The sequence below is a fragment of the Photorhabdus luminescens subsp. luminescens genome (genome assembly GCF_001083805.1).
GTDB lineage: Bacteria > Pseudomonadota > Gammaproteobacteria > Enterobacterales > Enterobacteriaceae > Photorhabdus > Photorhabdus luminescens.
In genome coordinates, this window is sequence record NZ_JXSK01000012.1 from 55,498 (window position 1) to 81,641 (window position 26,144).

Annotated in this window: 21 protein-coding genes and 4 tRNA genes; 4 read left to right on the plus strand and 21 right to left on the minus strand. The window is 43.4% G+C overall.

The features are described 5' to 3' along the window. The first annotated feature begins 13 nt into the window (after positions 1 to 13). Entirely contained in the window at positions 14 to 1,138 is a 1,125-nt protein-coding gene (gene hemX / locus TI10_RS21750) for a uroporphyrinogen-III C-methyltransferase (protein WP_049585414.1), read from the plus strand. A gap of 3 nt (positions 1,139 to 1,141) precedes the next feature. Further along, positions 1,142 to 2,374 carry a protoheme IX biogenesis protein HemY gene (hemY, locus tag TI10_RS21755; protein WP_049585415.1) on the plus strand — a complete coding sequence of 411 codons (1,233 nt, stop codon included), beginning with the start codon at positions 1,142 to 1,144 and terminating at the stop codon, positions 2,372 to 2,374. Positions 2,375 to 2,456: 82 nt separating this feature from the next. Here hemY and TI10_RS21760 read toward each other — a convergent pair whose 3' ends face one another. The 20 genes from TI10_RS21760 to trxA all read right to left on the minus strand — a co-directional run bounded on the left by TI10_RS21760 (position 2,457) and on the right by trxA (position 21,041). After that, positions 2,457 to 2,759 carry an NINE protein gene (locus TI10_RS21760; RefSeq protein ID WP_049585416.1) on the minus strand — a complete coding sequence of 101 codons (303 nt, stop codon included), beginning with the start codon at positions 2,757 to 2,759 and terminating at the stop codon, positions 2,457 to 2,459. A 775-nt stretch (positions 2,760 to 3,534) separates the two neighbouring features. After that, positions 3,535 to 3,611, minus strand: a tRNA-Pro gene (locus TI10_RS21765). 31 nt (positions 3,612 to 3,642) lie between these two features. Beyond that, a tRNA-Leu gene (locus TI10_RS21770) sits at positions 3,643 to 3,729 on the minus strand. 15 nt (positions 3,730 to 3,744) lie between these two features. Then, a tRNA-His gene (locus TI10_RS21775) sits at positions 3,745 to 3,820 on the minus strand. Positions 3,821 to 3,895: 75 nt separating this feature from the next. Further along, positions 3,896 to 3,972, minus strand: a tRNA-Arg gene (locus tag TI10_RS21780). A gap of 157 nt (positions 3,973 to 4,129) precedes the next feature. Next, positions 4,130 to 5,506, minus strand: coding sequence for a bifunctional threonine/serine APC transporter ThrP (thrP, locus tag TI10_RS21785; protein ID WP_049585417.1), 1,377 nt, complete (start codon positions 5,504 to 5,506; stop codon positions 4,130 to 4,132). A 259-nt stretch (positions 5,507 to 5,765) separates the two neighbouring features. Next, positions 5,766 to 6,503 (minus strand): lipopolysaccharide N-acetylmannosaminouronosyltransferase, encoded by a 738-nt coding sequence (gene wecG / locus TI10_RS21790; protein WP_049585418.1) that lies wholly within the window; start codon positions 6,501 to 6,503, stop codon positions 5,766 to 5,768. Then, complete coding sequence (gene wzyE, locus TI10_RS21795) at positions 6,494 to 7,873, minus strand: ECA oligosaccharide polymerase (RefSeq protein ID WP_049585419.1); 1,380 nt, start codon at positions 7,871 to 7,873, stop codon at positions 6,494 to 6,496. Before wzyE ends, wecG begins: the two co-directional genes overlap by 10 nt. After that, positions 7,870 to 8,955, minus strand: a complete 1,086-nt coding sequence (locus TI10_RS21800) for a TDP-N-acetylfucosamine:lipid II N-acetylfucosaminyltransferase (protein ID WP_049585421.1) — start codon at positions 8,953 to 8,955, stop codon at positions 7,870 to 7,872. Before TI10_RS21800 ends, wzyE begins: the two co-directional genes overlap by 4 nt. Continuing rightward, a complete protein-coding gene (gene wzxE, locus TI10_RS21805; protein ID WP_049585422.1) occupies positions 8,952 to 10,202 on the minus strand; it encodes a lipid III flippase WzxE in 1,251 nt (416 codons plus the stop codon). The genes TI10_RS21800 and wzxE overlap by 4 nt, the downstream gene beginning before the upstream one ends. 1 nt (position 10,203) lies before the next feature. Beyond that, positions 10,204 to 11,334 carry a dTDP-4-amino-4,6-dideoxygalactose transaminase gene (gene rffA / locus TI10_RS21810; protein WP_049585424.1) on the minus strand — a complete coding sequence of 377 codons (1,131 nt, stop codon included), beginning with the start codon at positions 11,332 to 11,334 and terminating at the stop codon, positions 10,204 to 10,206. A gap of 1 nt (position 11,335) precedes the next feature. After that, positions 11,336 to 12,049 carry a dTDP-4-amino-4,6-dideoxy-D-galactose acyltransferase gene (rffC, locus tag TI10_RS21815; RefSeq protein WP_049585425.1) on the minus strand — a complete coding sequence of 238 codons (714 nt, stop codon included), beginning with the start codon at positions 12,047 to 12,049 and terminating at the stop codon, positions 11,336 to 11,338. Next, entirely contained in the window at positions 12,027 to 12,908 is an 882-nt protein-coding gene (gene rfbA / locus TI10_RS21820) for a glucose-1-phosphate thymidylyltransferase RfbA (RefSeq protein ID WP_049585481.1), read from the minus strand. The genes rffC and rfbA overlap by 23 nt, the downstream gene beginning before the upstream one ends. A 21-nt stretch (positions 12,909 to 12,929) precedes the next feature. After that, entirely contained in the window at positions 12,930 to 14,000 is a 1,071-nt protein-coding gene (gene rffG, locus TI10_RS21825) for a dTDP-glucose 4,6-dehydratase (protein WP_049585426.1), read from the minus strand. Then, entirely contained in the window at positions 13,997 to 15,259 is a 1,263-nt protein-coding gene (wecC, locus tag TI10_RS21830; protein ID WP_049585428.1) for a UDP-N-acetyl-D-mannosamine dehydrogenase, read from the minus strand. Before wecC ends, rffG begins: the two co-directional genes overlap by 4 nt. Before the next feature lie 4 nt (positions 15,260 to 15,263). Further along, positions 15,264 to 16,385, minus strand: a complete 1,122-nt coding sequence (gene wecB, locus TI10_RS21835) for a non-hydrolyzing UDP-N-acetylglucosamine 2-epimerase (protein ID WP_049585431.1) — start codon at positions 16,383 to 16,385, stop codon at positions 15,264 to 15,266. 125 nt (positions 16,386 to 16,510) lie between these two features. Then, positions 16,511 to 17,566: an ECA polysaccharide chain length modulation protein gene (gene wzzE, locus TI10_RS21840; RefSeq protein WP_049585433.1), complete on the minus strand. Its 1,056-nt coding sequence runs from the start codon at positions 17,564 to 17,566 to the stop codon at positions 16,511 to 16,513. Between the two features lie 29 nt (positions 17,567 to 17,595). Continuing rightward, complete coding sequence (wecA, locus tag TI10_RS21845; protein WP_049585434.1) at positions 17,596 to 18,681, minus strand: UDP-N-acetylglucosamine--undecaprenyl-phosphate N-acetylglucosaminephosphotransferase; 1,086 nt, start codon at positions 18,679 to 18,681, stop codon at positions 17,596 to 17,598. A gap of 296 nt (positions 18,682 to 18,977) precedes the next feature. Further along, a complete protein-coding gene (gene rho / locus TI10_RS21850; RefSeq protein WP_015836218.1) occupies positions 18,978 to 20,237 on the minus strand; it encodes a transcription termination factor Rho in 1,260 nt (419 codons plus the stop codon). Between the two features lie 477 nt (positions 20,238 to 20,714). Continuing rightward, a complete protein-coding gene (gene trxA / locus TI10_RS21855) occupies positions 20,715 to 21,041 on the minus strand; it encodes a thioredoxin TrxA (protein WP_049585435.1) in 327 nt (108 codons plus the stop codon). A gap of 118 nt (positions 21,042 to 21,159) precedes the next feature. Here trxA and rhlB point away from each other — a divergent pair, with 118 nt between their 5' ends. Next, a complete protein-coding gene (gene rhlB, locus TI10_RS21860) occupies positions 21,160 to 22,446 on the plus strand; it encodes an ATP-dependent RNA helicase RhlB (RefSeq protein WP_049585437.1) in 1,287 nt (428 codons plus the stop codon). 6 nt (positions 22,447 to 22,452) lie between these two features. Further along, a complete protein-coding gene (gppA, locus tag TI10_RS21865; protein ID WP_049585483.1) occupies positions 22,453 to 23,949 on the plus strand; it encodes a guanosine-5'-triphosphate,3'-diphosphate diphosphatase in 1,497 nt (498 codons plus the stop codon). A 57-nt stretch (positions 23,950 to 24,006) separates the two neighbouring features. Here the strand turns inward: gppA and rep are convergent, their stop codons facing one another. Beyond that, complete coding sequence (gene rep, locus TI10_RS21870; protein WP_049585439.1) at positions 24,007 to 26,034, minus strand: DNA helicase Rep; 2,028 nt, start codon at positions 26,032 to 26,034, stop codon at positions 24,007 to 24,009. Between the last annotated feature and the right edge of the window lie 110 nt (positions 26,035 to 26,144).

Sequence of the window (26,144 nt, forward strand, 5' to 3'; positions counted from 1 at the left end):
TGGGATGCCCACTATGACGGAGCAAAAACAGTCCGCCGAGACAGTTGAACAAACAAAAACTACGGTTGAAAACTCGCAACAACCCGAAACAGTGCTTCAAAAGCAAGAACGTTCTGGCACGCTAAAAAACATTATTGCTATTGCAATCATGCTGGCAATCGGTGGCGGTCTTTATTATTACGGACAGCAACAAAGCCATTTACTGAGTGCAGAGAACCACGAGCTACGCCAACAACTGGAATCACTGAAACAACAGCAATCACAGGATAAACAGCATATTGAAGCGCGGTTCAAAGAACAATCACAGACTTTAAGCCATTTTGCCGCACAAAATGAGCAACTAAGTAATAGCCTACAAGAGTTACAGGCCAAAATCTCTGCGTTATCCAGTTCTGATGTAAAAAGCTGGCTATTGGCACAAGCTGATTTTTTGGTCAAAATGGCAGGTCGTAAATTATGGAATGACCAAGATATAGTCACCGCCGCCGCTCTGTTGAAAAATGCAGATGCCAGTCTCGCTGAAATGCATGATCCAAGCCTGATTGAAATCCGCCGTGCAATCACACAAGACATCAGTACATTATCTGCCATTAGTCAGATTGATTTTGACGGCATTATTCTGCGGGTTAACCAACTTTCTAACCAAGTAGATAACCTGCGTCTGGCTGACAATACAACCGATGGCTCGCCAATGGACGAAGATAATGATGAATTAACCGGTACATTATCTGAATGGCGCCAGAATCTGAGCAAAAGCTGGAAGAGTTTCATGGATAATTTCATTACCATCCGTCGCCGGGATACCGCAGCAGAGCCATTACTGGCACCAAATCAGGATATCTATCTACGAGAGAATATCCGTGCCCGTCTGTTGATTGCCGCTCAAGCAATACCTCGTCATCAAGGTGAAGTTTTTAAACAGTCATTAGAAACGGTTTCAACTTGGGTTAGAGCTTACTTTGATATCAACGATCCCAATACCAAAGCATTCCTAGAAGAAATTGATTCATTAAGCCAGCAGCCTATTTCCATCACTGCGCCAGATCAACTTTCAAGCCAGCCTTTACTGGAAAAACTGATGCAAACCCGAGTTCGTAGCTTGCTTTCCCAATCTTCTGAAACTAATCAGGAGGGCTAAGCTATGCTGAAAGTTCTATTACTGTTCGTGGTACTCATTGTTGGTATTGTGCTTGGTCCAATAGTTGCCGGCCATCAGGGATATGTTCTGATTCAAACTGACAATTACAACATTGAAACCAGTGTTACCGGCCTGTTCATTATATTTGTTCTTTTACAACTGGTACTCTGCTTCCTCGGCTGGTGCTACCGCAGAGTTATACGCACAAGCTCACGTACCCGCGGCTGGTTCCTTGGACGCAAACGCAGCCGTGCCCATGCTCAAACCAAAGAAGCGCTGATCAAACTGGCAGAAGGTGATTTCAAACAAGTTGAGCAATTACTGACCCGTAACGCTGATCATGCAGAACAACCGGTAGTCAACTATTTACTAGCGGCTGAAGCAGCCCAACAACGTGGGGATGAATTCCGTACTAATCAATACTTACAACGCGCGGCAGAAGTCGCAGATAATAACCAGTTGCCTGTGGATATTACCCGTGTACGTATTCAACTCACGCAAGGTGAAATTCATGCAGCTCGTCATGGTATAGACAAGCTATTGAATCAAGCTTCTCGCCATCCAGAAGTCCTACGTCTGGCTGAACAGGCTTATATGAAATCAGGAGCCTACCAGTCACTGATTGATATAATACCGGTAATGGAAAAAATCCATCTACACGATGAATTACAAATTCACAAATTGCGCCAGCAGGCGTATATCGGCCTGATGAATCAGTACATGGCAGAACAAGGCAGCGAAGGTTTAAAACATTGGTGGCATGATCAAAGCCGAAAAATTCGCCATGATGTGGCTTTACAAGTTGCAATATCTGAACATTTAATTGAATGTGATGACCATGAAACTGCACAAAAGATCATATTAGAAAGTTTAAAACGTCAATACGACGAACGTTTACTCTTATTGATCCCACGCTTAAAAAGCGAAGATCCAAAACCGATACAAAACGCATTGGATCATCAGTTAAAACAACATGGTTCAACTCCCCTGCTAAACAGTACGCTCGGACAAGTTGCTTTGCGCCACGGAGAATGGGAAAAAGCAGTAAAAGATTTTAAAACCGCATTAGCCCAACGTCCTGATGCACATGATTATGCCTGGTTAGCAGATGCATTGGATAAACTGCGTAAACCAGAAGAGGCCGCACAAGTTCGTCGCGAGGGATTAGTACTTACTTTAAAGCGTGAGAGTAATGTAGTGAAGAGTGATTTAGCTAATAACAATAGTGTCAGCTAACACTGTAACCTCTCACCCATCGCCATCCTTATTAGCAAGTCTTCATGCCGCTGATTAAAAATGCCCCACACGGGGCATTTTTCTAACCATATTTTCTAGCAAAATCTTCATCGGAAGTGCAAAGATAAATAATAAATTCAATAAATGAGATAAGTGCCGGGATAAATGTCCAACAAAATAGCAGATATAAAATCCCCATACCGATTTTGCCCAGATAAAATTTATGGGCGCCAAAGGAGCCAAGAAAAAACGCCAAAAGTGCAGCAACAATTCGGTTTTTACTACCAGAAGAATAAACCTTTATCATCGCGCCACAATGTGGGCATGATTGTGCAGACTCATGCAACATTCGACCACAACCAAAGCATCCAATCATTTTTGACATCAATATTCCCCTTAAGATAAGTTTAAGAATGAAAATAAGTAGCTAAATTAATTTTATATTAAAAAAACTAACCATCATATTTTCAGTTCTGCTTATATTAGATAGTAATATCTAAACAGTATATAAACCTACCAGATATATCTCTTAGGAATAAAAAAAACACCTACCTTATAAAACAAAGATAGGTGTACAAATACAATCAGGTCTACAGACGGATAGTGCCTCACTCAACGTTGAGTCCGGTCGGCGATGAAAAGAAGGTTATATCTTACTCATCTGTGACATGGACAATAGGCACCGATAATCGGCTCTGCATCATCCCTGGGTTTATGAAGCATAGGCAATCATAAGAAATAGGATGAGCATCTACGTTTGTAATAATGCATTTAGTGTGCCAACTTTTATTCAAATGAAAGCTGCCTCGCTTCATCAGCTATTTCTCTATTTATTACAACAAGAAATCGAATCATCACAAAATCCATTTTATACACTGTCTCTTATTTGAGACAAAACATAAGGTATTTATTATTTTCATTACAATTCAACTTGTTATAAGTCTCTTATTTGAGACAGTTAATATATCAATTGTCGTCAAAATACAAAAATAAAAAATTTACATATAAAACAAATAGTTATTTTAAAAAAACAATCCCCTAAATCTGAATCAACAGAACACAACTTGAAGGTATATGGATAGAAAAGGAAATAAAAAGTCAGGGGGAACAAAAAAGGATAAAGCGCAAAAAACCCTGCATTGCAGGGTTCTTTTAGAATTTGGTCGGCGAGAGAGGATTCGAACCTCCGACCCACTGGTCCCAAACCAGTTGCGCTACCAAGCTGCGCTACTCGCCGAAATTTTCCATTCTTTCTTTTCTCTTTTTTATGGTGCGAAAGGGGGGACTTGAACCCCCACGTCCGTAAGGACACTAACACCTGAAGCTAGCGCGTCTACCAATTCCGCCACCCTCGCGTGTCATAAAAAAGATGGGGTGGCTAATGGGACTCGAACCCACGACAACTGGAATCACAATCCAGGGCTCTACCAACTGAGCTATAGCCACCATAACAACTATTTACTACTAAACACTTAACTACCAACAGCGTAATACATCACCGCAGCTCTTGCACGCAAATAATGGCGCACCCGACAGGATTCGAACCTGAGACCTCTGCCTCCGGAGGGCAGCGCTCTATCCAGCTGAGCTACGGGCGCTTAACGCCGTTGCGGATGGGGATAGTACGGATTTAATGATCTACTGTCCAGTGCTTTTTTAAAGAAATGATGCGTTTGATTACACCTTGTTCATTTCGTAGATAAAGCCAGCCCTCAATTTCCCTACTCATTACCACCCTGATAGTAAATCAGTCGATCAAGCTTTGAGTTTCTTACCGTTCAAAAGCTTCACCAACCAATAAATCAACGACACTATCAACAAAAATCCCCCACCTACCAGCAATGAGAAACGGGTATCTGGGTTAATTGCCATACCTATCAACACACAACATAAAAATGCCAATGTCAGATAATTTACATAGGGGAACAGGATAGATTTAAAACCATGTTGTTTCAGTGCTTGTTGGTGATACTGACGAAAACGCAATTGGCTTATCAGAATAACAAACCACGGCACCATTCCTGGCAATACACTGGCACTGTAAACATAAACAAAAACCGCCTGCGGATTTGGGATCAAGTAATTCAAGCTAGAGCCCACCGTCAGGCACAGGATTGTAATGGCAATACAGAGTACCGGTACCCCATTCTTTGACAATTTAGTCAGGGATGAAGGTAACTGATTGTTTTTCGCCAACGCATAAAGCATCCGCCCACCACTGTACATACCACTGTTACAGCCGGAAAGTGCAGCCGTCAATACAACAAAATTAATCACGGCTGCCGCTGAGGTGATCCCCACTTTGGTAAATGTCATGACAAACGGGCTGCCCTGTGAACCCACTTCTGTCCACGGAAATAATGTAACTACAATAAAGATCGCACCCACGTAGAAAATCAGAATACGCCAGAGAATATTGTTAATCGCTTTTTTCAATGTCACCTGAGGGTTCTTCGCTTCCCCCGCAGTGATACCAACCAACTCCACCCCTTGATAAGATGCAACCACAATACAGAGCGCAAATAAGAACCCTTGCCAATCACCCGCAAAAAAACCGCCATGCGCAGTCAGGTTATCCAACCCAATAGGCTGCCATTGATTACCAATACCGAAAAATATCAATCCCAAGCCAATCAGGATCATGACGATAATTGTGGTCACCTTAATCATCGCAAACCAAAATTCCAGCTCACCATAAAGACGCACCGCCGCAAGGTTAGCCAAAGCGACCAATGCCACCGCAATCAATGCTGATACCCACTGAGGAAGTCCAGGGAACCAGAACTCAGCATAAACCCCGATAGCCGTTATTTCTGATATTCCTACCGCCACCCACATAAACCAATAGCCCCAAGCGGTGAGGCATCCCCAGTATGGGCTGAGATATTTATGACCAAAAGAAGCGAAAGAACCCGTAACAGGTTCAAGAAACAACATTTCTCCCATCGATCGCATAATGAAGAAAACAAAAATTCCGGCAATGATGTAAGCCAGCAAGACGGAAGGACCAGCCCACTTCAATGTACTGGCCGAGCCCATAAACAGGCCGACACCAATTGTGCCGCCTAATGCGATCAGCTCTATATGACGGGCTTCTAACCCCCGTTGCAAGCTATGTTGTTGATCTGCCATAAATTCCCTGTCCATTGTTATATTGTTGTAATGTGTAATAGTAAAAACATACAAGACTGATGTTGATCAGCCATAAAAAGGTCAGGGATCAAAACATGTTTTTCCACTGAGTGGAATAAAAAATTATCCAATAATTAACTACAAATAGTGAAAATCCGGCAGGATCAAACTGTTAGATAAATATTGTGGAATAAATTCATTATATCTACTGACGAAAGTGTCGCCTGTCGAAAATTCACACGACAGGCAAGAAGCGGGTTTACAGACGGCCACTGTAATAATATCCAAGAAATTTCAGTAAATTGAACTGGCGACGAATACGGCTTGGTTGTGATAACAGGCGATAAAGCCATTCAAGCCCCAAATTCTGCCATGCTTTTGGCGCACGTTTTACATGGCCGGTAAATACGTCATAAGTACCGCCAACCCCCATATACAACGCATCCGAATGAATTTTTCGACAATCACGCATAAAAACTTCCTGTTTAGGCGATCCCATTGCAACTGTCACAATCGCCGCACCGCTAGCATGAATCCGTTCAAAAACAGTATTACGTTCTTCTGGTGTGAAATAACCGTTCTGACTGCCAACAATATTGACGTTCCACTGAGCCCGCAGTTTACTTTCCGTCTGTTCCAATATCTCTGGTTTACCACCAACTAGAAAAACAGGTGTGCCTTCTTTGCCAGCACGCTCCATGATGGCTTCCCATAAATCAGCACCTGCTACACGGGAAACTTCAGCAGCAGGGTATTTACGGCGAATAGCTCTTACAATGCTGATACCATCAGCATACAGATATTCTGCATCACTCAGCAGTGTACTTAAATCTTGGTTTTCCTCTGCCGTTAGAACTTTTTCCGCATTAATCGCAACCAGAGTACCTGTTTTTACCTGTCCACGTTGAAAAATATGGTCAAGAAAATGCGCCATATCGCGGAAGCCCCAAATATTCAGACCACGAATACTGTATTTAGGAATATTATTTAGCTCCATTTTCTTTCCTTACATTGCAGCGGACGTTTTTGTGATACAACCAGGTTGCTAGTCAGATACTTTTTAATCAGCCCTGTACTCTCAAATAGCCAGTACAACAACTTAGCCATTACCAGACATAAGCCAAAAATAATACAGAAAAACACCACACGGGACACAAATGAATCCACGCCTTCGCGAGCTAACACAATCATGTTGAAGATCGCGCCAAAGCAAAACGCCTGCAAAATAGCGGCTTTATAACGATTAGTCTCCTGTTTCCCTAATTCATAAATCCAGTCAAACCACTTAATTATCAACCCAACTACAATCGCGCCAACCGGGATAAACAGCACGCCCCCCATCACAACCAAAGAACCTATCAAAGTTGGGGAGATTGCCAGACCAGAGTGGTTATCCAGTACTTCCCAGGTAAAATAATTCGCAGAATTCAACACAGCATCAGGGCGTCCCGGCCAAAGCCAGCTTGGAATAAAGACATAGAAATCACGGATAATAGGCGCCAACCCCTGAAAATCAATTTTGTCGTAGTTATTCAGCAGTAACGCAAGATTTTCCCACGGGGAGAAAGTATCCCTTGTAAGGTAGAGAAAAGTATAAAACGCTTCTGCACCACTGACATCCAAACTATAGCGTTTGAGCGCCAGCCAAAACATGCCGACAATCCCTATTGCGCCCGCCGTTACCAACATCCACAAGGTTATCCAGCCACGCACAATGCCAATAAACAGAAACAACGCAAATGCAATGATAATATTAGCCCGTGTTCCACCAACAATGACATAAGTCAGTATCCCAAAAGCCACTGTGCTCATCAGAAAAAACAACCAGCGTAACTGTGTCGGCTTCAAGAAATAAACCACCAACATGGCAGGAATAAAGAAATAAAAGAATCGCTTTAGAGCAACACCAGAAACCTGACTGGAAAAAATTTGACTGTACGACTGTAACTTAAATAGTAGAAAACCGTTTTGCATAAAGAACAGCCCTACTGTCACCACCGCAACTGATGCCAGTAGTAACCATGTCAAGTTAGTTTCTACCCGGTTCATGGTAAATACCGGAACTTTAGGCTGCATAGACGACTTTCTTAGCCGCGTTTTATAACTAACGTAATAAATACTATAAAAACAGGTCGAAGCCAGTAGAGCGTGTAGTAAGGCGTCTACAGGCACCACTTCAACATCAAATTGGAAAACCAACAAACACGTCAGTGGAAAGCCAAAATAGAATGTCAGCAAATAAAGCAATGAGAAGAATATATTAAAATTAAAACGTACACGCCGAAATTCCTGATAGGTCAACGTCAGGATGAAAACCAGCGATATCAAGTAAACAGCAAATAATCCGCCAAACTGCGTTAAAGTCATTGCTGCTCTCCCGCCGCTTTAGCCAGCGCCTGACGCCAGCCATCAATAAAGTTCGGGCTAAAGAAAGCTATCGCATTTCTGTCTAGAGAGAGCATCTGCCGTTGTGCTTCCATAATCAGTTGGTTATCTAAAGGATCACCAGAGAAAAATACCGGCACTTGCTGTTCTGTCAAATCCTGCCAAAAAAGATTCTGACGACTAAGTACAAATGGCACCCCAAATTGTATCAACAGACAAATTGTTCCAATCCCCTGCTGGCGATTAAACATAAAATACCCTAAATCACAACGGCGCAGTAATGCCAGATAATCATCAAACGCCATATTTTGCTTAATAATGTTCAAATTTTCTGGCCGGAACAGCGATAAAGCAGCCTGTTCGACCTGATTAATATAAACCTGATTATTTTCAGGATAACCCATTGGAATAATGATTCGCACCTTATCGCTAAACTGCTTATGAATCGTTTTCAATGCCGTAATATGGCGGTTCGATCGATCACCAGAATTCCCCAACAAAATTGTCATTTTGTCATCTTTAACAGGTATTCTTTCTGCAATTGTCAAAGCAGGTTCCATTCTAGTTGGAAAATAGAGCAATGATGTTGGTACGTTTGGATGATGTTGAGAATAAAAATAGAGATCTCCACGAACTGCAAACACATGCCCTACCCGACGCTGCGCCAGACGACGCAAGAAATAGAATAGACGGAATTTTAACTGATTGGAGTCTTCATACAGATCAGCTCCCCAGGCATGCCACCAAAACTGATTACGTTTGATTTTTCCTGACAACAGCGCCAACCACAAACTCACATTAAATTGGCCGTGAAAAAAAAATCGACAATCTCTATCTGAACGCGCTTGAGCAATAACAGCCTGCGCCAGAGATTTTTTACTGTCGAAAAATGCCATATCCAATGCCGGGCAATCATCCAATAAAGCGCGATTTCTGGTCACCACCATAAACTTCGGTTTGGCTAAAAACCCCACTTTTTGTGCTAAGACGTCATTAAAAAAGCGCAATATTGTTCGATTATGATGTGGGATATCAGATCCCAAAACGTGAATGAGGGTTGTCATGCTCGCCTACGATAAATAAGAAATGCACCACAACAAAGGGTGAAATAAATAATGTAAGTTGCCATATAGGATTGCGCTGCACCTAACGCCCCATTTACAGGAATAAGCCAGTGGGCAAAACCAGTAAGCAATAAAAACTGACTCACTTCTGTCAACACATAAAAACGCAACGCAGCCTTGGCAATCACCAGATAACCAAAAACATAAGCGCCCACTTTTAGAACATCCCCCACCAACTGCCAAGCAAATAAATCACGCATAGCAGTAAATTTGTCAGAAAACAGTAACCAAATGGCAAAATCACGCAGCAGCCATACAATAAAACTTGCAACAGCCACAGCAGGCAAAACAAATTTCAGCGCTTTAATTATCTCATTTGATATTTCGCTCTTACCCTGCAACCGTGAAAGCGTTGGCAACAGATAAACAGTAAAAGATGCCGTGATAAATTGCAGGTAAGCATCGGAAATACTGCTTACACCTTGCCAAATACCCACATCATGCCAACTATAATGCGCTGCCAGCAGATTTCGCATCATAATGTAGGCAACCGGTAAGGTAATAGAAGTCAGCAGCGCCATAAGGGTAAATTTGCCAAGCTGACTAGCCAGTACCTTATCCCACATGGGCTTAAAACTTGAAATCGATACCGCTTTGAGACGACAAACCATCAATCCCGCGGGAAATATGATTAACGCTGGCACTAAAGCCAAACCCGCCAAAGCACCTTCATACCCACCAAGGATAAAGCAGAGATAATAGGCCATCACGCCAATCACGCTACCAAAAATAATCGCCAGCGCATTCCTCTGCGCATCTCGGTATCCTTTCAAAATAGCTAAAAAATAGTTGGCAAAAGCAATCCCCATTTGAATAAAGGCGAGTGCCTGCACAACTGGCTCATAATCTTGATGACCAAATAACCCAATACTGATAGACCCGCTAAACAGCAAAAAAATTACTGCCAACAGCGTGGAAAACCCCAGGATAATGGCAGAAGATGTTCCCAGTACCGCACGCAATCTTTCCGGCTGCTGCTGGTACTCAGCAATATATTTAGTCACACCATTAAAAATACCGGCGCCAGCCAACACCCCAAGTACAGTGATAAGCTGACGGAAATTACCCGCCTGCCCAACCCCACTGGGACCAAAAGCAACTGCTAGTAATTTAACGATTAAAAGCCCCACACCGATTTTTATCAGTGTGGAGCCCGCAGTCCATATTGATGCTTTAGCCAACGACATATCAGGCGAAGTATTCTCGAATATGTTTAATGACGATCTGCTGTTCAGCGTCTGTTATGTTGTAAAACATCGGCAAACGCACTAGACGATCACTTTCACAGGTAGTAAAACGGTCTTCTCCGTGAAAACGGCCAAATTTTTCACCACCGGGGCTGGTGTGCAGAGAAACATAATGGAATACCGCCAATACACCCGCGTCCTTCATATAGCTATTGAATGCTGAGCGTTCTTCAACATCTTTCAGCTTGATATAGAACATATGAGCATTATGCTCCAGCCCTTCCGGTATAACAGGCAATGTCAGGAGACCAGCATCAGCCAGCGGTTTTAATGCTTGATAATAGGTATTCCACAAGGCAAGACGACGCTCATTGATTTTTTCAGCTTCTTCCAATTGCGCCCACAAATAAGCAGCCTGAAGCTCCGACATCAGATAACTCGAACCGATATCGCGCCAAGTATATTTATCAACCTGACCACGGAAAAACTGGCTACGATTAGTCCCTTTTTCGCGAACAATTTCCGCACGGGAAATCAGTGATTGATCATTGATAAGCGCTGCGCCACCTTCACCACCAGAGGAGTAGTTTTTGGTTTCGTGGAAACTGTAGCAACCAATGTGTCCGATAGTTCCCAGTGTACGCCCTTTATAAGTAGACATTACCCCCTGTGCAGCATCTTCCACGACAAACAGGTTATATTTCTCGGCCAGTGCCATAATGGTATCCATTTCACAGGCCACGCCAGCGTAATGCACTGGAACAATCACGCGTGTTTTCGCTGTAATTGCTGCTTCAATTTTGGTTTCATCAATATTCATGGTATCCGGGCGAATATCCACGAATACAATGGTTGCCCCACGCAATACAAACGCGTTAGAACTGGAAACGAAAGTGAAGCTCGGCATAATAACTTCATCACCGGGTTGAATATTCAGCAAAATAGCTGCCATTTCCAGTGAAGCTGTACAGGATGGCGTCAATAGAACTTTCGGGCAATTGAAATGTTGTTCCATCCACTCTTCACAACGTTTGGTGAAACCACCATCCCCGCAAAGCTTACCGCTCTCCATTGCTTGCTTCATGTAATCTAATTCAGTGCCAACGACTGGTGGTCTGTTAAATGGAATCATTTCATCCCCTATATAACCAATAAGCAGTGCTTTCAACAAACGCACCACTGCGTGTATAAAGGCGCAAAGCAGCAATGTTGCTGGTTTGTGTCGCAATTCTTAACTGATGTATTTGATGGTGCTGACACCACTGCTGCGCCGCCAATATTAATTTTGAACCAATCCCACGGCCAATATTTCCTGGGAATACGGCTAACAAACCTATACGAGCCTCTCCTGCTCCTATATCCCGTAAGGTAACAAATCCTGCGGGTTGCCTATTATCTCCATTTACCAGTAAACACTGATGATCAAATGTCCCCAGTACCGCTTTTTCAACCCAAGTAGCGTAGAAACGACCACTATCCTGCGGTTGATACCACGGGGTTCGGAAACGACTCAAAGGAAATACGTTGGAAGCTACCTCCTTCAACATCGGGATATCTCGCCGCTCAGCCGACAGTAGCTTACTCTCCGAGTTGTCATCATTAGCATTTTTTATGCCAATCATTAAGGAAAGGTCTACTTCTCCTTCCACTAGCGAAAAGCCCAATGCGGATAATCCATCAATAAGGTCCAATCGCTGCGTAGGTACTTTAGCTTGCACTAAAGCATGCTGATCTAACTGAGATGAGGTTAGCAAACTGGCATCAGGTGTGAAATTAAGGCGAGCGGTGGACAGCCCAAAATAGTGGCTATCCCACTCTAATGGTTCAATATTGGCGCGCACGGACATGGAGCAGATCCAGCAGATATTGACCATAGCCAGTTTTTGACAAGGATTTTACTGTTTCTCTTAACTGTACATCATCCAGCCAACCATTACGCCAGGCGATCTCTTCAAGACAGGCAATCTTGAAGCCTTGACGTTTCTCAACGGTCTGCACAAAAGTGCTGGCCTCAATTAAACTGTCATGAGTGCCAGTATCCAACCAGGCAAAACCACGCCCTAACAACTCAATATTTAGTTCGCCACGTTCTAAATACATCTGGTTAATACTAGTAATTTCCAGTTCACCCCTGGCAGAAGGCTTGACCTGCTTGGCAAAATCTACTACTTGATTATCGTAGAAATAGAGACCTGTTACCGCCCAGTTAGATTTTGGCTTTTCTGGTTTTTCCTCAATGGAAAGAACACGGAATGCGTCATCGAACTCCACCACCCCAAATCGTTCAGGATCCATCACTTGATAACCAAAAACAGTCGCCCCTTTTCCGCGGGAAACCACATTCCTCAGTTTCGGGCTGAACCCTTGTCCAAAGTAAATATTGTCTCCCAATACCAAACAGCAAGGCCCGCCGTTGATGAACTCCTCACCAATCAAAAATGCCTGAGCTAAACCATCCGGTGATGGCTGTTCTTTATAACTTAAGTGAATACCAAATCGACTACCGTCCCCCAACAACCGACGAAAAGAAGGTAAATCTTCTGGTGTAGAGATAATCAGAATATCACGTATCCCTGCTAGCATCAGTACTGACAAAGGATAGTAAATCATTGGTTTATCATAAATTGGCAGTAATTGCTTGGAAACACCCTGTGTTATCGGATGCAACCGGGTTCCTGATCCACCTGCCAGAATGATCCCTTTCATCTTTACTGCCCCCATCGTCATTCAGTTTTTACCTAATCCAAGGCGCTCACCGGCATAAGAGCCGTCTTGAACTTTACGCCACCAGTTTTCATTTTCCAAATACCATTGAACTGTTTTACGAATACCTGATTCAAATGTCTCTTGCGGTTTCCAGCCTAGTTCACGCTCAACTTTCGCCGCATCAATGGCATAGCGCATATCATGGCCCGGGCGATCCGCAACATAAGTAATCAAGTCTCGATAATAAGCAATTCCCACTGGTTTCTCAGGACAAAATTCTTCCAGCAATTCACAAATCGCACAAACCACATCAATATTTTTGCGTTCATTATGACCGCCAATATTGTAGGTTTTGCCCGGTTCAGCTTTTGTCACAACCAAATAGAGTGCTCTGGCATGGTCTTCCACATACAACCAATCGCGAATTTGTTTCCCTTCACCATATACCGGTAAAGATTTTCCTGCTAATGCATTTAAGATCATCAGTGGGATCAGTTTTTCCGGGAAATGGTAAGGACCATAGTTATTTGAACAATTGGTGATAATGACCGGTAAACCATAAGTCCGGTGCCATGCTCTTACCAAATGATCGCTGGATGCTTTGGACGCCGAATACGGGCTACTTGGCGCATAAGGTGTTGTTTCGGTAAAGAAGCCCTCTTCATCATGTAAATCACCATACACTTCATCTGTTGAAATATGGTGAAAACGGAAAACAGACTGTTTCTCTTCACTGAGTTTCTGCCAGAAAGTACGCGCAGCTTCCAACAAAGTATAAGTCCCCACAATGTTGGTTTCGATAAATGCAGCAGGACCATCAATAGAGCGATCCACATGACTTTCTGCCGCCAAATGCATCACACAATTCGGCTGATATTGTTCAAAAACTCGATCCAGTGCTCCACGTTGACAGATATCAACCTGTTCAAACGCATAACGAGGGCTATCCGCAACCGGGGTAAGAGACGCCAGATTACCGGCATAAGTCAGGCTATCAACCACAACTACGCTGTCTTCTGTATTATCAATGATATGCCGCACAACCGCGGAACCAATAAAACCTGCACCACCTGTGATTAGAATACGTCTCAACGCCAGACTCCTTTTGTATCCACAATCCACTTCTGTTTAATTTCATGACTGTTTACAGCTTTAAACTGATGATGATCCACCAGCATCAACAGGATATCTGCTTCTTCCAGCGCCTTTTCCAGATTAACTAATCGAGTTATTTCCTTCAAGGAAGCAGGTAATTCATGAACATGAGGTTCTACAGCCAGCGTTTCACCTGCATGCCATTGCGCAATCATATCGGTGATATGTACCGCTGGGCTCTCACGCAAATCGTCAATATTTGGTTTAAATGCCAGACCAAAACAGGCAATTTTCACTTCGCTTGCACGTTTTCCACTTTCAGCCAAACAATCCGCAACAGCCGCTTTTACTTTATCCACAACCCACAATGGTTTGTCATCATTAACCCTACGTGCTGTATGAATAAGACGTGATTGTTTCGGGTTTTGAGAAACAATGAACCACGGATCAACAGCAATACAGTGACCACCCACACCAGGACCCGGCTGGAGAATATTTACGCGTGGATGACGATTTGCCAAACTGATCAGTTCCCACACATTGATACCTTGATCAGCACAAATCAAGGAAAGTTCGTTGGCAAATGCAATGTTTACATCTCGGAAACTGTTTTCTGTCAGCTTACACATTTCTGCTGTCCTTGAATTAGTAACAACACATTCACCTTCAAGGAAAATTTTATACAGCTCGCTCGCTCTGGCCGAAGATTTTGACGTCATACCGCCAACAACGCGGTCATTCTTAATTAATTCAACCATAACTTGTCCTGGCAACACACGTTCAGGACAGTAAGCGATATCAATATCAGACTCTTCTCCAACCTGCTGTGGGAAAGTTAAATCAGGGCGAGCTGCTGCTAGCCATTCCGCCATCTGCTCTGTCGCACCTACTGGTGAGGTAGATTCCAGAATAACCAGATCACCTTTTTTCAGCACCGGCGCCACAGATTCGGCTGCGGAACGGACGTATGCCATATCCGGCTCATGATCGCCTTTAAAAGGCGTCGGAACAGCTATCAAAAAAGCATCTGCTGGTAACGGAGCAATCACTGCTTTCAGGTAACCGCCTTCTACGGCAACTTTCACCACTTTGTCTAGATCTGGTTCTACAATATGAATTGCACCACGGTTGATGGTTTCTACTGCACACGGATTAACATCCACACCAATGACTTTCTTATTACGGGATGCAAACGCTGCCGCCGTTGGCAAACCAATATAACCAAGACCAATAACAGAAATAGTTTCAAAGCTCATAGTGTCACCTGATTTTTTTCAAAGCGTCGAGAATACGTTGACAGGCATCGCCATCGCCGTAAGGATTATGAGCGCGGCTCATTTGCTGATAGGCAGCATCGTCTGTCAACAATCGAGTCACCTCTTCCACGATAGTTTTTGTTTCTGTCCCTACCAGACGCACCGTTCCAGCATCAACCGCCTCTGGCCGTTCAGTCGTATTACGCATTACCAATACCGGTTTTCCTAAAGAAGGAGCTTCTTCTTGAATGCCGCCGGAATCGGTCAGGATCATATAGGCATGGTTCATTAGATAAACAAATGGTAAATAATCCTGGGGTTCAATGAGAATAACGTTATCAATATTATGCAAAATGCGCTTTACTGGTTCACTGACATTCGGGTTTAGATGAACCGGATAGACTACTTGCACATCTGGATGAGCACGGGCTATCTGTGCCAAAGCTTCACAAATTCGCTCAAATCCGCCGCCAAAACTTTCACGACGATGCCCCGTCACCAGAATCATTTTTTTATTAGTATCAATAAATGGATAGCGTTTCGCTAGCTTACTCCGCATAGCCTCATCATTCATTATTCGATCACGTACCCACAGCAACGCATCAATCACTGTATTTCCGGTAACAAAAACCCGATTATCTGCAATGGATTCTTTCAATAAATTATTGTGGGAGTTTTCTGTCGGAGCAAAATGATACATTGCCAGATGCCCAGCAATCTTACGGTTTGCCTCTTCCGGCCAAGGAGAATAAAGATCTCCCGTTCTTAATCCAGCTTCAATGTGACCAACAGGGATACGCTGATAGAACGCAGCCAAACTGGTTGCCATCGTTGTGGTAGTATCCCCGTGAACCAATACAACATCAGGCTTAAATTCTGCTAAAACGGGCTTTAATCCTGCCAAAATACGACAGGTAATATCCGTTAGATCTTGCCCTGATTTCATAATATTGAGATCAAAATCGGGAGTGATCTCAAAAAGGTGTAACACCTGATCCAACATTTCCCGATGTTGGGCAGTAACACATACTTTCGCTTCGAAGGCTTCATCCCTTGCCAATGCGTGTACTAGCGGAGCCATCTTGATGGCCTCCGGCCGAGTACCAAACACAGTCAACACTTTCACAGTGACTCTCTTATAGTCAGTAACTTGCAGATTTTCCTGCAAACAATACTCTCAATGCTATTTACTCCTGCTGCTAGAGTTGCAGAAGAGATCCCTTAGAAGCCGTTATTCCTAAAATTATCTGATTATTTACGCGAACATCTAACCAATGCCACGCCGGCCCCCACTAAAGCACCAACGGCCCCCCACATGATCATCAAAAACATTCTGCGAGGGCTGTCTCTGGCAACAGGCTCCTCTGGTGTTCTCAAATAGCGGTAAGACTGAAATTGATCCTGTAATGTCGGGTGAACATTCAATGCTGCTAACATTGCAATATTCTGGTCATAGTCCACATCATACTTAGGCCCTGTTGCTTCTAAAGTCTCAAGTTGAGCCTGTAACAACGGCGCCCCTAACATAAACATTTTTGAATCGGGCAACTGATCCACCGGCGTATCCGTTTGGTTGCGCCGAATCCCTTGTTTTTCCGCAATTTTCAGAGATTGCTGTAATACATTCATTTCACGGTTATAAACCGCTTTAGCGACCATTTCCTGGCGTTTAACCAGTGCATTCATAGATTGGGCACGGGTAACCCATGCGCCTTCCACTTCATCATTTAAATGAGTACTAGCACGACTATTGGCAAAAGCAATGTACTGACGCAGGAGTTGATTTGCTTGTCCAGAAGACTCTGCGGTCAGTTTAATACTGTCATTTAGTACTTTTTTATCATCATGAGGAATAAACTGAATATTATTGACTAATTCATCTAATAAAGCCGCATCGGCTCTGGTATCGCCCTCCTGATGCTGCTTGTAATAATCAGATTTCAACCAGAATTCACGGCGAGTATCATATGCAGCAACCTGAGTGATAAACTCCTTATAGGCTTCCTCTGGAATAGACGGTAACTGCGTTTCCGGTGAAATGTTAATGTGAGTATCCAGATTGCGCAAAAACTGCTGCTGAGAGTAATAACTTCCCAATTGATTAATCGTAGGCAGATCAGTGATTGCTGTGGCACTCCATTTCTGTTGCATCAGATAAGATGCCCCTAACGCCGCAGTTGCGAAAATTATTGCAAGAACAACAATCCATATCTTTCCACGCCATAGCGCACTGCACAAAGCTCTGATATCCAGTTCATGCTCCAGAGCTTGTTTATCCTGAATAGACTTCGTTTCTGATTTTATCACTGCACAGAACCTCTGCTGATAATCGATGTTTAATGGTTAGCTGAACGGCGCATACGACGCTTTTGCCGTTTGATAAAACGGGCTACCTTCCATACACGCTTGAGGCAATAGCCATACAACACAAATGCAAGCAAGAACAGTGCCAACATTACCCACTCGGGCACAAATTCCAGCCATTCTCCGGTAATGCCGATAGCGGCTAATAAAGCGGCGGCAACAGTGATTAAAATAAAAGCCTGACGTGATGAGAATCCAGACCGCATAACTAGATGGTGAATATGTTGCCTATCAGGAGAAAATGGACTCATCCCTTTCCGTAACCGGCGGTACATAATAGCAACCATATCCATTAATGGAATGGCAACAACCCATAACGCAGTCACTGGATTAACCGGATGCTCATTCCCCTGAGTAGACTCAATGAGCAGCCAGATAATGGTAAAACCAATCAGCGTACTGCCCGCATCTCCCATAAACACTTTGAAACGCTGGCTTAATAAACCAAGATTAAGAACAATATAAGGGATAATGGCGGCAATAAATGCAAAACACCATAATGCTAGCGCCGTATTGCCACTTTGATACAGTAAGATCCCCAAAGCACCGAAAGAGACACAGGATAATCCACCTAATAATCCATCTATCCCATCAACCATATTGAATGCATTGATAGCAGCCCAGACAGCAAATAATGTCACAACATAACTAAACGGTCCAAGTGTCATGTCCCAGGGGCCAAAAGCATAACCAAGACTATCTAATTTCAGACCGGCAAAATACATCATCGCAATACCAACCAAAGCTTGGATGGTTGCCCGGACCTTAACGCTGATATCAAAACGATCATCCAATGCGCCGACAAATACCAACACACCGGCACAAACTAAATATAACCACTTGTGAGGAATAAATTCTTTTGTAATAACAAAAGTAAAACATATCCCAACAAATATTGATATTCCTCCAACCAGAGGCACTAACCCCTGATGACACTTACGATAATTGGGCTTATCAACAAGGCCAACTTTCTTTGCTATTTTGCGTGCCATAAACAAAAACGCAAAAGAAAACAAAAAAACATAAAAAATTTCAATATTCATGCTAAGAATATTCACGATGATAACTCTCTGTAAAAAGTAAACACACCCTGGTCATTTATCAACCGAAAACATATGATTTTCTAGCCAGAATCTACCCTCACGAGCACCCTAACTTGCGAAAACACTGCTTATTATGAAAAAATTAATGGCCTTTATACTCTTACATCATTCTTTTAATACTTATTTCAAATATATGGCAGCATATACAGCCTGCAAAATACATGCCATATATATGCTATAACAGTACAGTAAATACAAAAAACGCCACGAAACTGTGGCGCTGATTAAAATGATCATGAACTGAGTTAAAACTACGAACGTTTCATCATGTCAAAGAAATCGTCGTTCGTTTTGCTCATAGCCAGTTTGTTGATAAGGAATTCCATCGCATCAATTTCTCCCATCGGGTGAATAATTTTGCGCAGAATCCACATTTTCTGTAGCTCTTCAGAGGTGGTGAGTAGCTCTTCTTTTCGTGTACCAGAACGGTTGTAATCGATGGCCGGGAAGACACGTTTTTCAGCAATTTTACGGGAGAGATGCAGCTCCATGTTACCAGTGCCTTTAAATTCCTCGTAAATCACTTCATCCATCTTAGAACCCGTATCCACCAACGCAGTCGCAATAATGGTCAGGCTGCCGCCCTCTTCCACATTACGCGCAGCGCCGAAGAAACGTTTCGGACGATGTAACGCGTTAGCGTCCACACCACCAGTCAATACCTTACCGGATGCAGGGACAACCGTGTTATAAGCACGTGCTAAGCGAGTAATGGAGTCAAGCAGGATAATCACGTCTTTTTTATGTTCAACCAGACGTTTTGCTTTCTCAATAACCATCTCTGCCACTTGAACGTGACGAGAAGCTGGCTCATCAAAAGTAGAAGCAATAACCTCACCTTTTACCAGACGTTGCATTTCAGTGACTTCCTCTGGACGTTCATCAATCAGAAGTACCATCAATACACAATCTGGATGATTGTGAGCAATGTTAGCAGCAATATTTTGCAGTAACATCGTTTTACCTGCTTTTGGCGGCGCAACGATCAGACCACGTTGTCCACGGCCAATCGGTGCTGCCAGATCCAGAACACGGGCAGTCAGATCCTCAGTGGAACCATTACCACGCTCCATACGCAGACGGTTGTTAGCATGCAGAGGTGTTAAGTTTTCAAAAAGAATTTTACTGCGAGCATTTTCTGGTTTGTCAAAATTAACTTCGTTAACCTTCAACAGGGCAAAATAGCGCTCACCTTCTTTAGGCGGACGAATTTTACCTGAAATTGTGTCACCGGTGCGGAGGTTAAAACGACGGATTTGGCTAGGAGAAACGTAGATATCATCGGGGCCGGCAAGGTAGGAACTGTCTGCTGAACGGAGGAATCCAAATCCATCCTGCAATATCTCCAGCACGCCATCACCGAAGATATCTTCTCCGCTTTTCGCATGCTGCTTAAGGATAGAGAAGATAATGTCTTGTTTACGCATACGGGCTAGATTTTCCAGCCCCATATTTTCGCCGAGTGTAATCAGTTCAGATACCGGCGTATTCTTTAATTCGGTAAGATTCATAATGGTGGGTTCTTAAACTCGGGGTATATCTCGAACTATGAACGTGAATAGTATGGCAGCGTCATCGATCGGTGCCTGTTTATTTTGTACAAAAAACAAATCAGACCTTTAATACATTACTCATATAAAAAGGTAATAATTTGAAGTACTAAGATTGAGCTCAAATAAGACTGACAGGCTGTCAAAAACGCTGTTGAGATAATGCTGAAACATTACTGATTTCTATAAAAACTATCTCAACGTAACGAGCTATACGCCAGATTATTCCCGTATAACCCATTGGATATTTTAGACTATCCAGAGATAACAGACTTATCAGACACTACAGATTATTCAGTATGCAACATACTTCTAACATGATGTATGTGATACAAGCAGTGGCGCTAACTTATCACGCTTCTTTACGGACGTCTAGCGGTCAATGAAATAAATAATAATATACGCTAAACGCCCGGTATTAATGTGAGCTAACTTCAATCAGAGATTAGTATCCAAAAATTCTTTCAATTGAGTTTTTGACAGTGCTCCCACTTTAGTAGCAGCAACCTGACCATCTTTAAACAACAACAGTGTAGGAATACCACGGATACCATACTTAGGAGCAGTTGCCGGGTTTTCATCAATGTTCAATTTAGCAATCGTCAATTTGCCTGAATATTCTGGGGCAATTTCATCTAAAATAGGCGCAATCATTTTGCATGGTCCACACCAGGCAGCCCAAAAATCGACAAGAACCGGACCTGCTGCGTTAAGAACGTCAGTATCAAAGCTAGCATCACTCAAATGAATAATTTTCTCGCTCATTTTTTACTCCAAAGAATAATTTTTTACCATGCTAGTGTAACATTACTGATATAAGGTTGCCTTTATTTCAGCGGATACACTTTCGTAAGACAATGGTTAACTGATATTCTACCGCACTATGAGTAAAACACACTTGACAGAAAAGAAGTTTTCCGACTTCGCCTTGCACCCCAAGGTTATAGAAGCTCTTGATAATAAGGGTTTTTCTAATTGTACACCGATACAAGCACTGACATTGCCTTTCACTGTCGAAGGTCGTGATGTCGCGGGGCAAGCGCAAACCGGTACGGGGAAGACGCTAGCATTTTTAGCGTCTGCTTTTCATTATTTACTGACTCATCCCGCAGCGGAGGAGCGTCAAACCAATCAGCCAAGAGCGCTGATTATGGCTCCTACCCGTGAACTTGCTGTACAGATTTACTCGGATGCAGAAGATCTGGCACAGGTAACAGGTTTAAAGATGGGTCTTGCCTACGGCGGCGATGGTTACGACAAGCAGCTAAAAGTACTGGAATCTGGTGTTGACATTGTTATTGGCACTACCGGACGTCTGATCGACTACATCAAACAGGGGCACATTAATCTGAGTGCGGTTCAAGTTGTGGTTCTTGATGAAGCTGATCGCATGTACGATCTCGGTTTTATCAAAGATATCCGCTGGCTATTCCGCCGGATGCCACCCGCCAACGAACGTATGAACCTACTGTTTTCTGCCACTCTCTCTTACCGAGTCCGAGAATTGGCATTTGAACAAATGAATCATGCAGAGTATGTCGAGGTGGAACCGTTACAGAAAACAGGACACCGTATCCGCGAAGAGCTGTTTTACCCTTCTAATGAAGAAAAGATGCGCCTGCTGCAAACGTTATTGGAAGAAGAGTGGCCTGATCGCTGCATCATTTTCGCCAATACAAAATATCGTTGTGAAGATATCTGGGCGCACCTGGCTGCTGACGGACATCGAGTTGGGTTACTAACCGGTGATGTAGCACAAAAAAAACGGTTACGCATTCTGGAAGAATTCAGCAACGGCAATATTGATATTCTGGTTGCAACTGATGTCGCAGCCCGTGGATTGCACATTCCTTCAGTCACTCATGTTTTTAATTATGACCTACCCGATGACTGCGAGGATTATGTCCACCGTATTGGCCGTACTGGTCGTGCAGGTGAAAGCGGCCACTCGATCAGCCTGGCCTGTGAAGAATATGCCCTAAACCTGCCAGCGATTGAAAATTATATTCAACACGCTATCCCGGTCAGCAAATATAACAGTCAAGCCTTGCTGATAGATTTACCGGCTCCTAAACGCCGCCACCGTTCACGTTCAGGAAACCATCAGCGCCGTAACAATTTGTCGCATCGTAATAATACACCACGTAATAACCGTAAACGTTCAGGCTGAATAATGATGCTGAGTTCTTCTTCGCTCTATGCGGCTATCGACCTGGGTTCAAACAGTTTTCATATGCTGGTTGTGCGCGAAATATCCGGCAGTATGCAGATACTGGCACGAATCAAGCGTAAAGTCAGGCTGGCCGCCGGATTAGATAAAAATAACCGCTTATCTCAACAGGCAATGGAGAGAGGCTGGCAATGTCTCAGGATTTTTTCTGAACGCTTACAGGATATACCACCATCACAAATCCGCGTTGTTGCTACGGCAACTTTACGTATCGCTGAAAATTCAGACGAATTTGTGAAAAAAGCATCAGAAATCCTTGATTGTCCGGTTAAGGTAATCAGTGGCGAAGATGAAGCTCGGCTTATTTATCAAGGCGTTGCCCATACAACCGGCGGCCCTGAAAAACGCCTGGTTGTCGATATTGGCGGCGCAAGTACAGAGCTGGTTACGGGGAATGGAGCAAAAGCCACTCAGTTATCCAGCCTAAGTATGGGCTGTGTTACCTGGCTTGAAGGCTACTTTAATGACCGTAGCCTGACGGAAGAAAATTTCGCCAAAGCCGAAGCTGCCGCACATGAAACGTTGAAACCCATTGCTCCAAAGCTGATCGAACAAGGCTGGCAGATTTGTGTAGGCGCTTCCGGCACCGTTCAGGCTCTGCAAGAAATCATGATTGCTCAGGGTATGGACGAGCTGATCACTTTACCAAAACTTCAAGAGCTCAAACATAAAGCGATTGAGTGCGGTAAGCTGGAAGAATTGGAAATAGAAGGATTGACGCTGGAACGGGCTTTAGTTTTCCCAAGTGGTCTGGCTATCCTGATAGCAATTTTCCAAGCATTAAATATTGAAAGTATGATCCTTGCGGGCGGCGCCTTACGGGAAGGTCTTGTTTACGGCATGCTGGATTTACCAATAGAGCCAGATATTCGTACTAGAACATTACGTAATATACAGCGCCGTTTTCAGTTAGACGTTGAACAGTCTCAACGGGTTAAACAATTAGCTGAACACTTCCTACCACAAATTGCTAAACCTTGGGAGCTTGATAACCGATGTCATGAATTATTACAAAGTGCCTGTCTGATACATGAAATTGGCCTGAGCATTGATTTCCACCAAGCTCCATCACATGCAGCCTATCTTATCAATTATCTCGCTCTCCCCGGCTATACGCCCGCACAGAAAAAACTCTTAGCCACATTACTAAAGAACCAAAGTGGCCCGATTGATTTGTTTTCCTGTAATCAACAAAACGCCTTACCTCTGATACAAGCTCAACGTTTATGTCGTCTGTTGCGGTTAGCTATCATCTTCGCCAATCGCCGCCGGGATGACACACTCCCTGCTCTACATTTAAAAGTGAGTGGTGAAACGTTAACAATAACGTTACCTCATGGCTGGCTAATGCAACATCCTCTACGGGCAGAATCTTTACAGCAGGAAATTCAGTGGCAAAACCATGCTCAATGGCCGCTTATTTTAGACGAGCAGAACACTTAAAGCTGACTTAAACCATTTTTCCTGTATCGCTGTGATACAGGGAGTTTTCGATATAATTTACGACTTATTTTTTTGTCCAAGCCCTAAACGCGATCTGATATCCGCGATACGCGATTGCCCTTTTTGCATTCTTTCTTCAGCAGTCACTATTTTTTTATCTTGCGGCCAATGTAAGTCATCCTGCGGCAACTCATACAAAAAACGACTGGGTTCTGGACGGATTAACTCGCCATATTGACGACGCTCTTTACATAAAGTAAAGAATAACTCCCGTTGAGCACGGGTGATCCCTACATAAGCCAATCGGCGCTCTTCATCAATATTTTCTTCATCAATACTGCTCTGATGAGGCAATAGCCCTTCTTCCATGCCGACCAAGAATACATAGGGAAACTCCAACCCTTTGGAAGCATGTAGAGTCATCAATTGCACCTGATCAAACTCCTCACCATCCTCGTCTCGCTCCAGCATATCCCGTAATGTGAAACGCGCGACCACCTGAGATAAAGTCATTGCTTCGTTCAGTTCATCACCTTCCAGCATTTCACTCATCCAAGTGAACAACTGATTAATATTTTTCATCCGCATCTCAGCCGCTTTTGGACTCGGTGATGTTTCGTACAACCAACTTTCATAATCCATAGCATGTAGCAGATCACGCACAGCTAGCAAAGGATCTCGTTCAACTTGACGAGTTATCTCATCCATCCAGTGAGTAAAACGCTGTAGTGCCGCCAAACCACGGCCGGTTAGATGTTGTTCCAGACCAAGATCAAAACTAGCCTGATAGAGACTTTTATTGCGCTGATTCGCCCATTCACCTAGTTTTTGAATGGTAACCGCACCAATTTCACGTCTTGGCGTATTAACAATTCTTAGAAATGCGCTGTCATCTTCAGGATTAGTCAGCACCCGCAGATAAGCTAGCAAATCCTTAATTTCAGGGCGGGCAAAAAAAGAAGTGCCACCAGAAATCCGGTAAGGAATGCGGTTTTGCATCAGCATCTTTTCAAACACCCGGGATTGATGATTTCCTCGGTAGAGAATGGCGTAATCTTTATATTGAGTCTTATTGATAAAGTGATGCGCCATCAGCTCCCCAATAACCCTTTCCGCCTCATGCTCTTCATTATTAGCGGTAATCACTTTCAACGGATCACCATACCCCAATTCAGAAAAAAGCCGCTTTTCAAACACGTGAGGGTTATTGGCGATCAAAATATTGGCTGCTTTCAGAATACAGCCAGAGGAACGATAGTTCTGTTCCAGTTTAATCACATTAAGCTTTGGGAAATCCTCTTTCAGTAACACCAAATTTTGTGGTCTTGCGCCGCGCCATGAATAGATCGACTGGTCATCATCGCCCACCACAGTAAAACGAGCCCTTTGTCCCACCAACAACTTAACCAGTTGATATTGACTGGTATTAGTGTCCTGATATTCATCTACCAACAGATAACGGATACGGTTTTGCCAACGTTCCCTGACTTCTTCATCATGCTGCATCAGCAAAGTTGGTTTGGTAATCAGATCGTCAAAATCCAATACATTACAGCTCGCCAGATGTAAATCATAACGGCGATAACATTCAGCAAACTGATGCTCCTGAGCAGAACGGGCCAATGCCAAAGCTTGCTGTGGAGAAAGCAGATCATTTTTCCAGTTTGAAATGGCAGAGATCAATTTTTGCAATAGATCTTTATCTTCCTCCAGTAAATCGGCTGTTAAATCTTTCAACAGAGCCATCTGATCCTGCTCATCAAACAACGAGAAATTGCTTTTCATTCCTAACGCTTTGTACTCGCGCTTAATAATTTCCAATCCTAACGTGTGGAAAGTCGAAATCATCAGCCCCCTAGCCTCTTTGCGCCCTAGAGTTTGAGCTACACGCTCTTTCATTTCCCGCGCAGCTTTATTCGTAAACGTCACAGCGGCGATATGACGAGGCTGATAGTCACAAGTACGGATAAGATGAGCAATTTTATTGGTGATCACTCTAGTTTTACCAGAACCTGCCCCCGCCAAGACCAGACAAGGACCGGTAACAAATTCAACTGCTTGCTGTTGGCTAGGATTTAATCGCATGATGTTTAATAAGCTATATCAGGACAGTATCTCAGAGGATGGAATTGTAACAGAAAGGGGGGAAAGGAAACGCCGTTTTCTTTATGAAGGAAAAACACTTAATTGGTTGG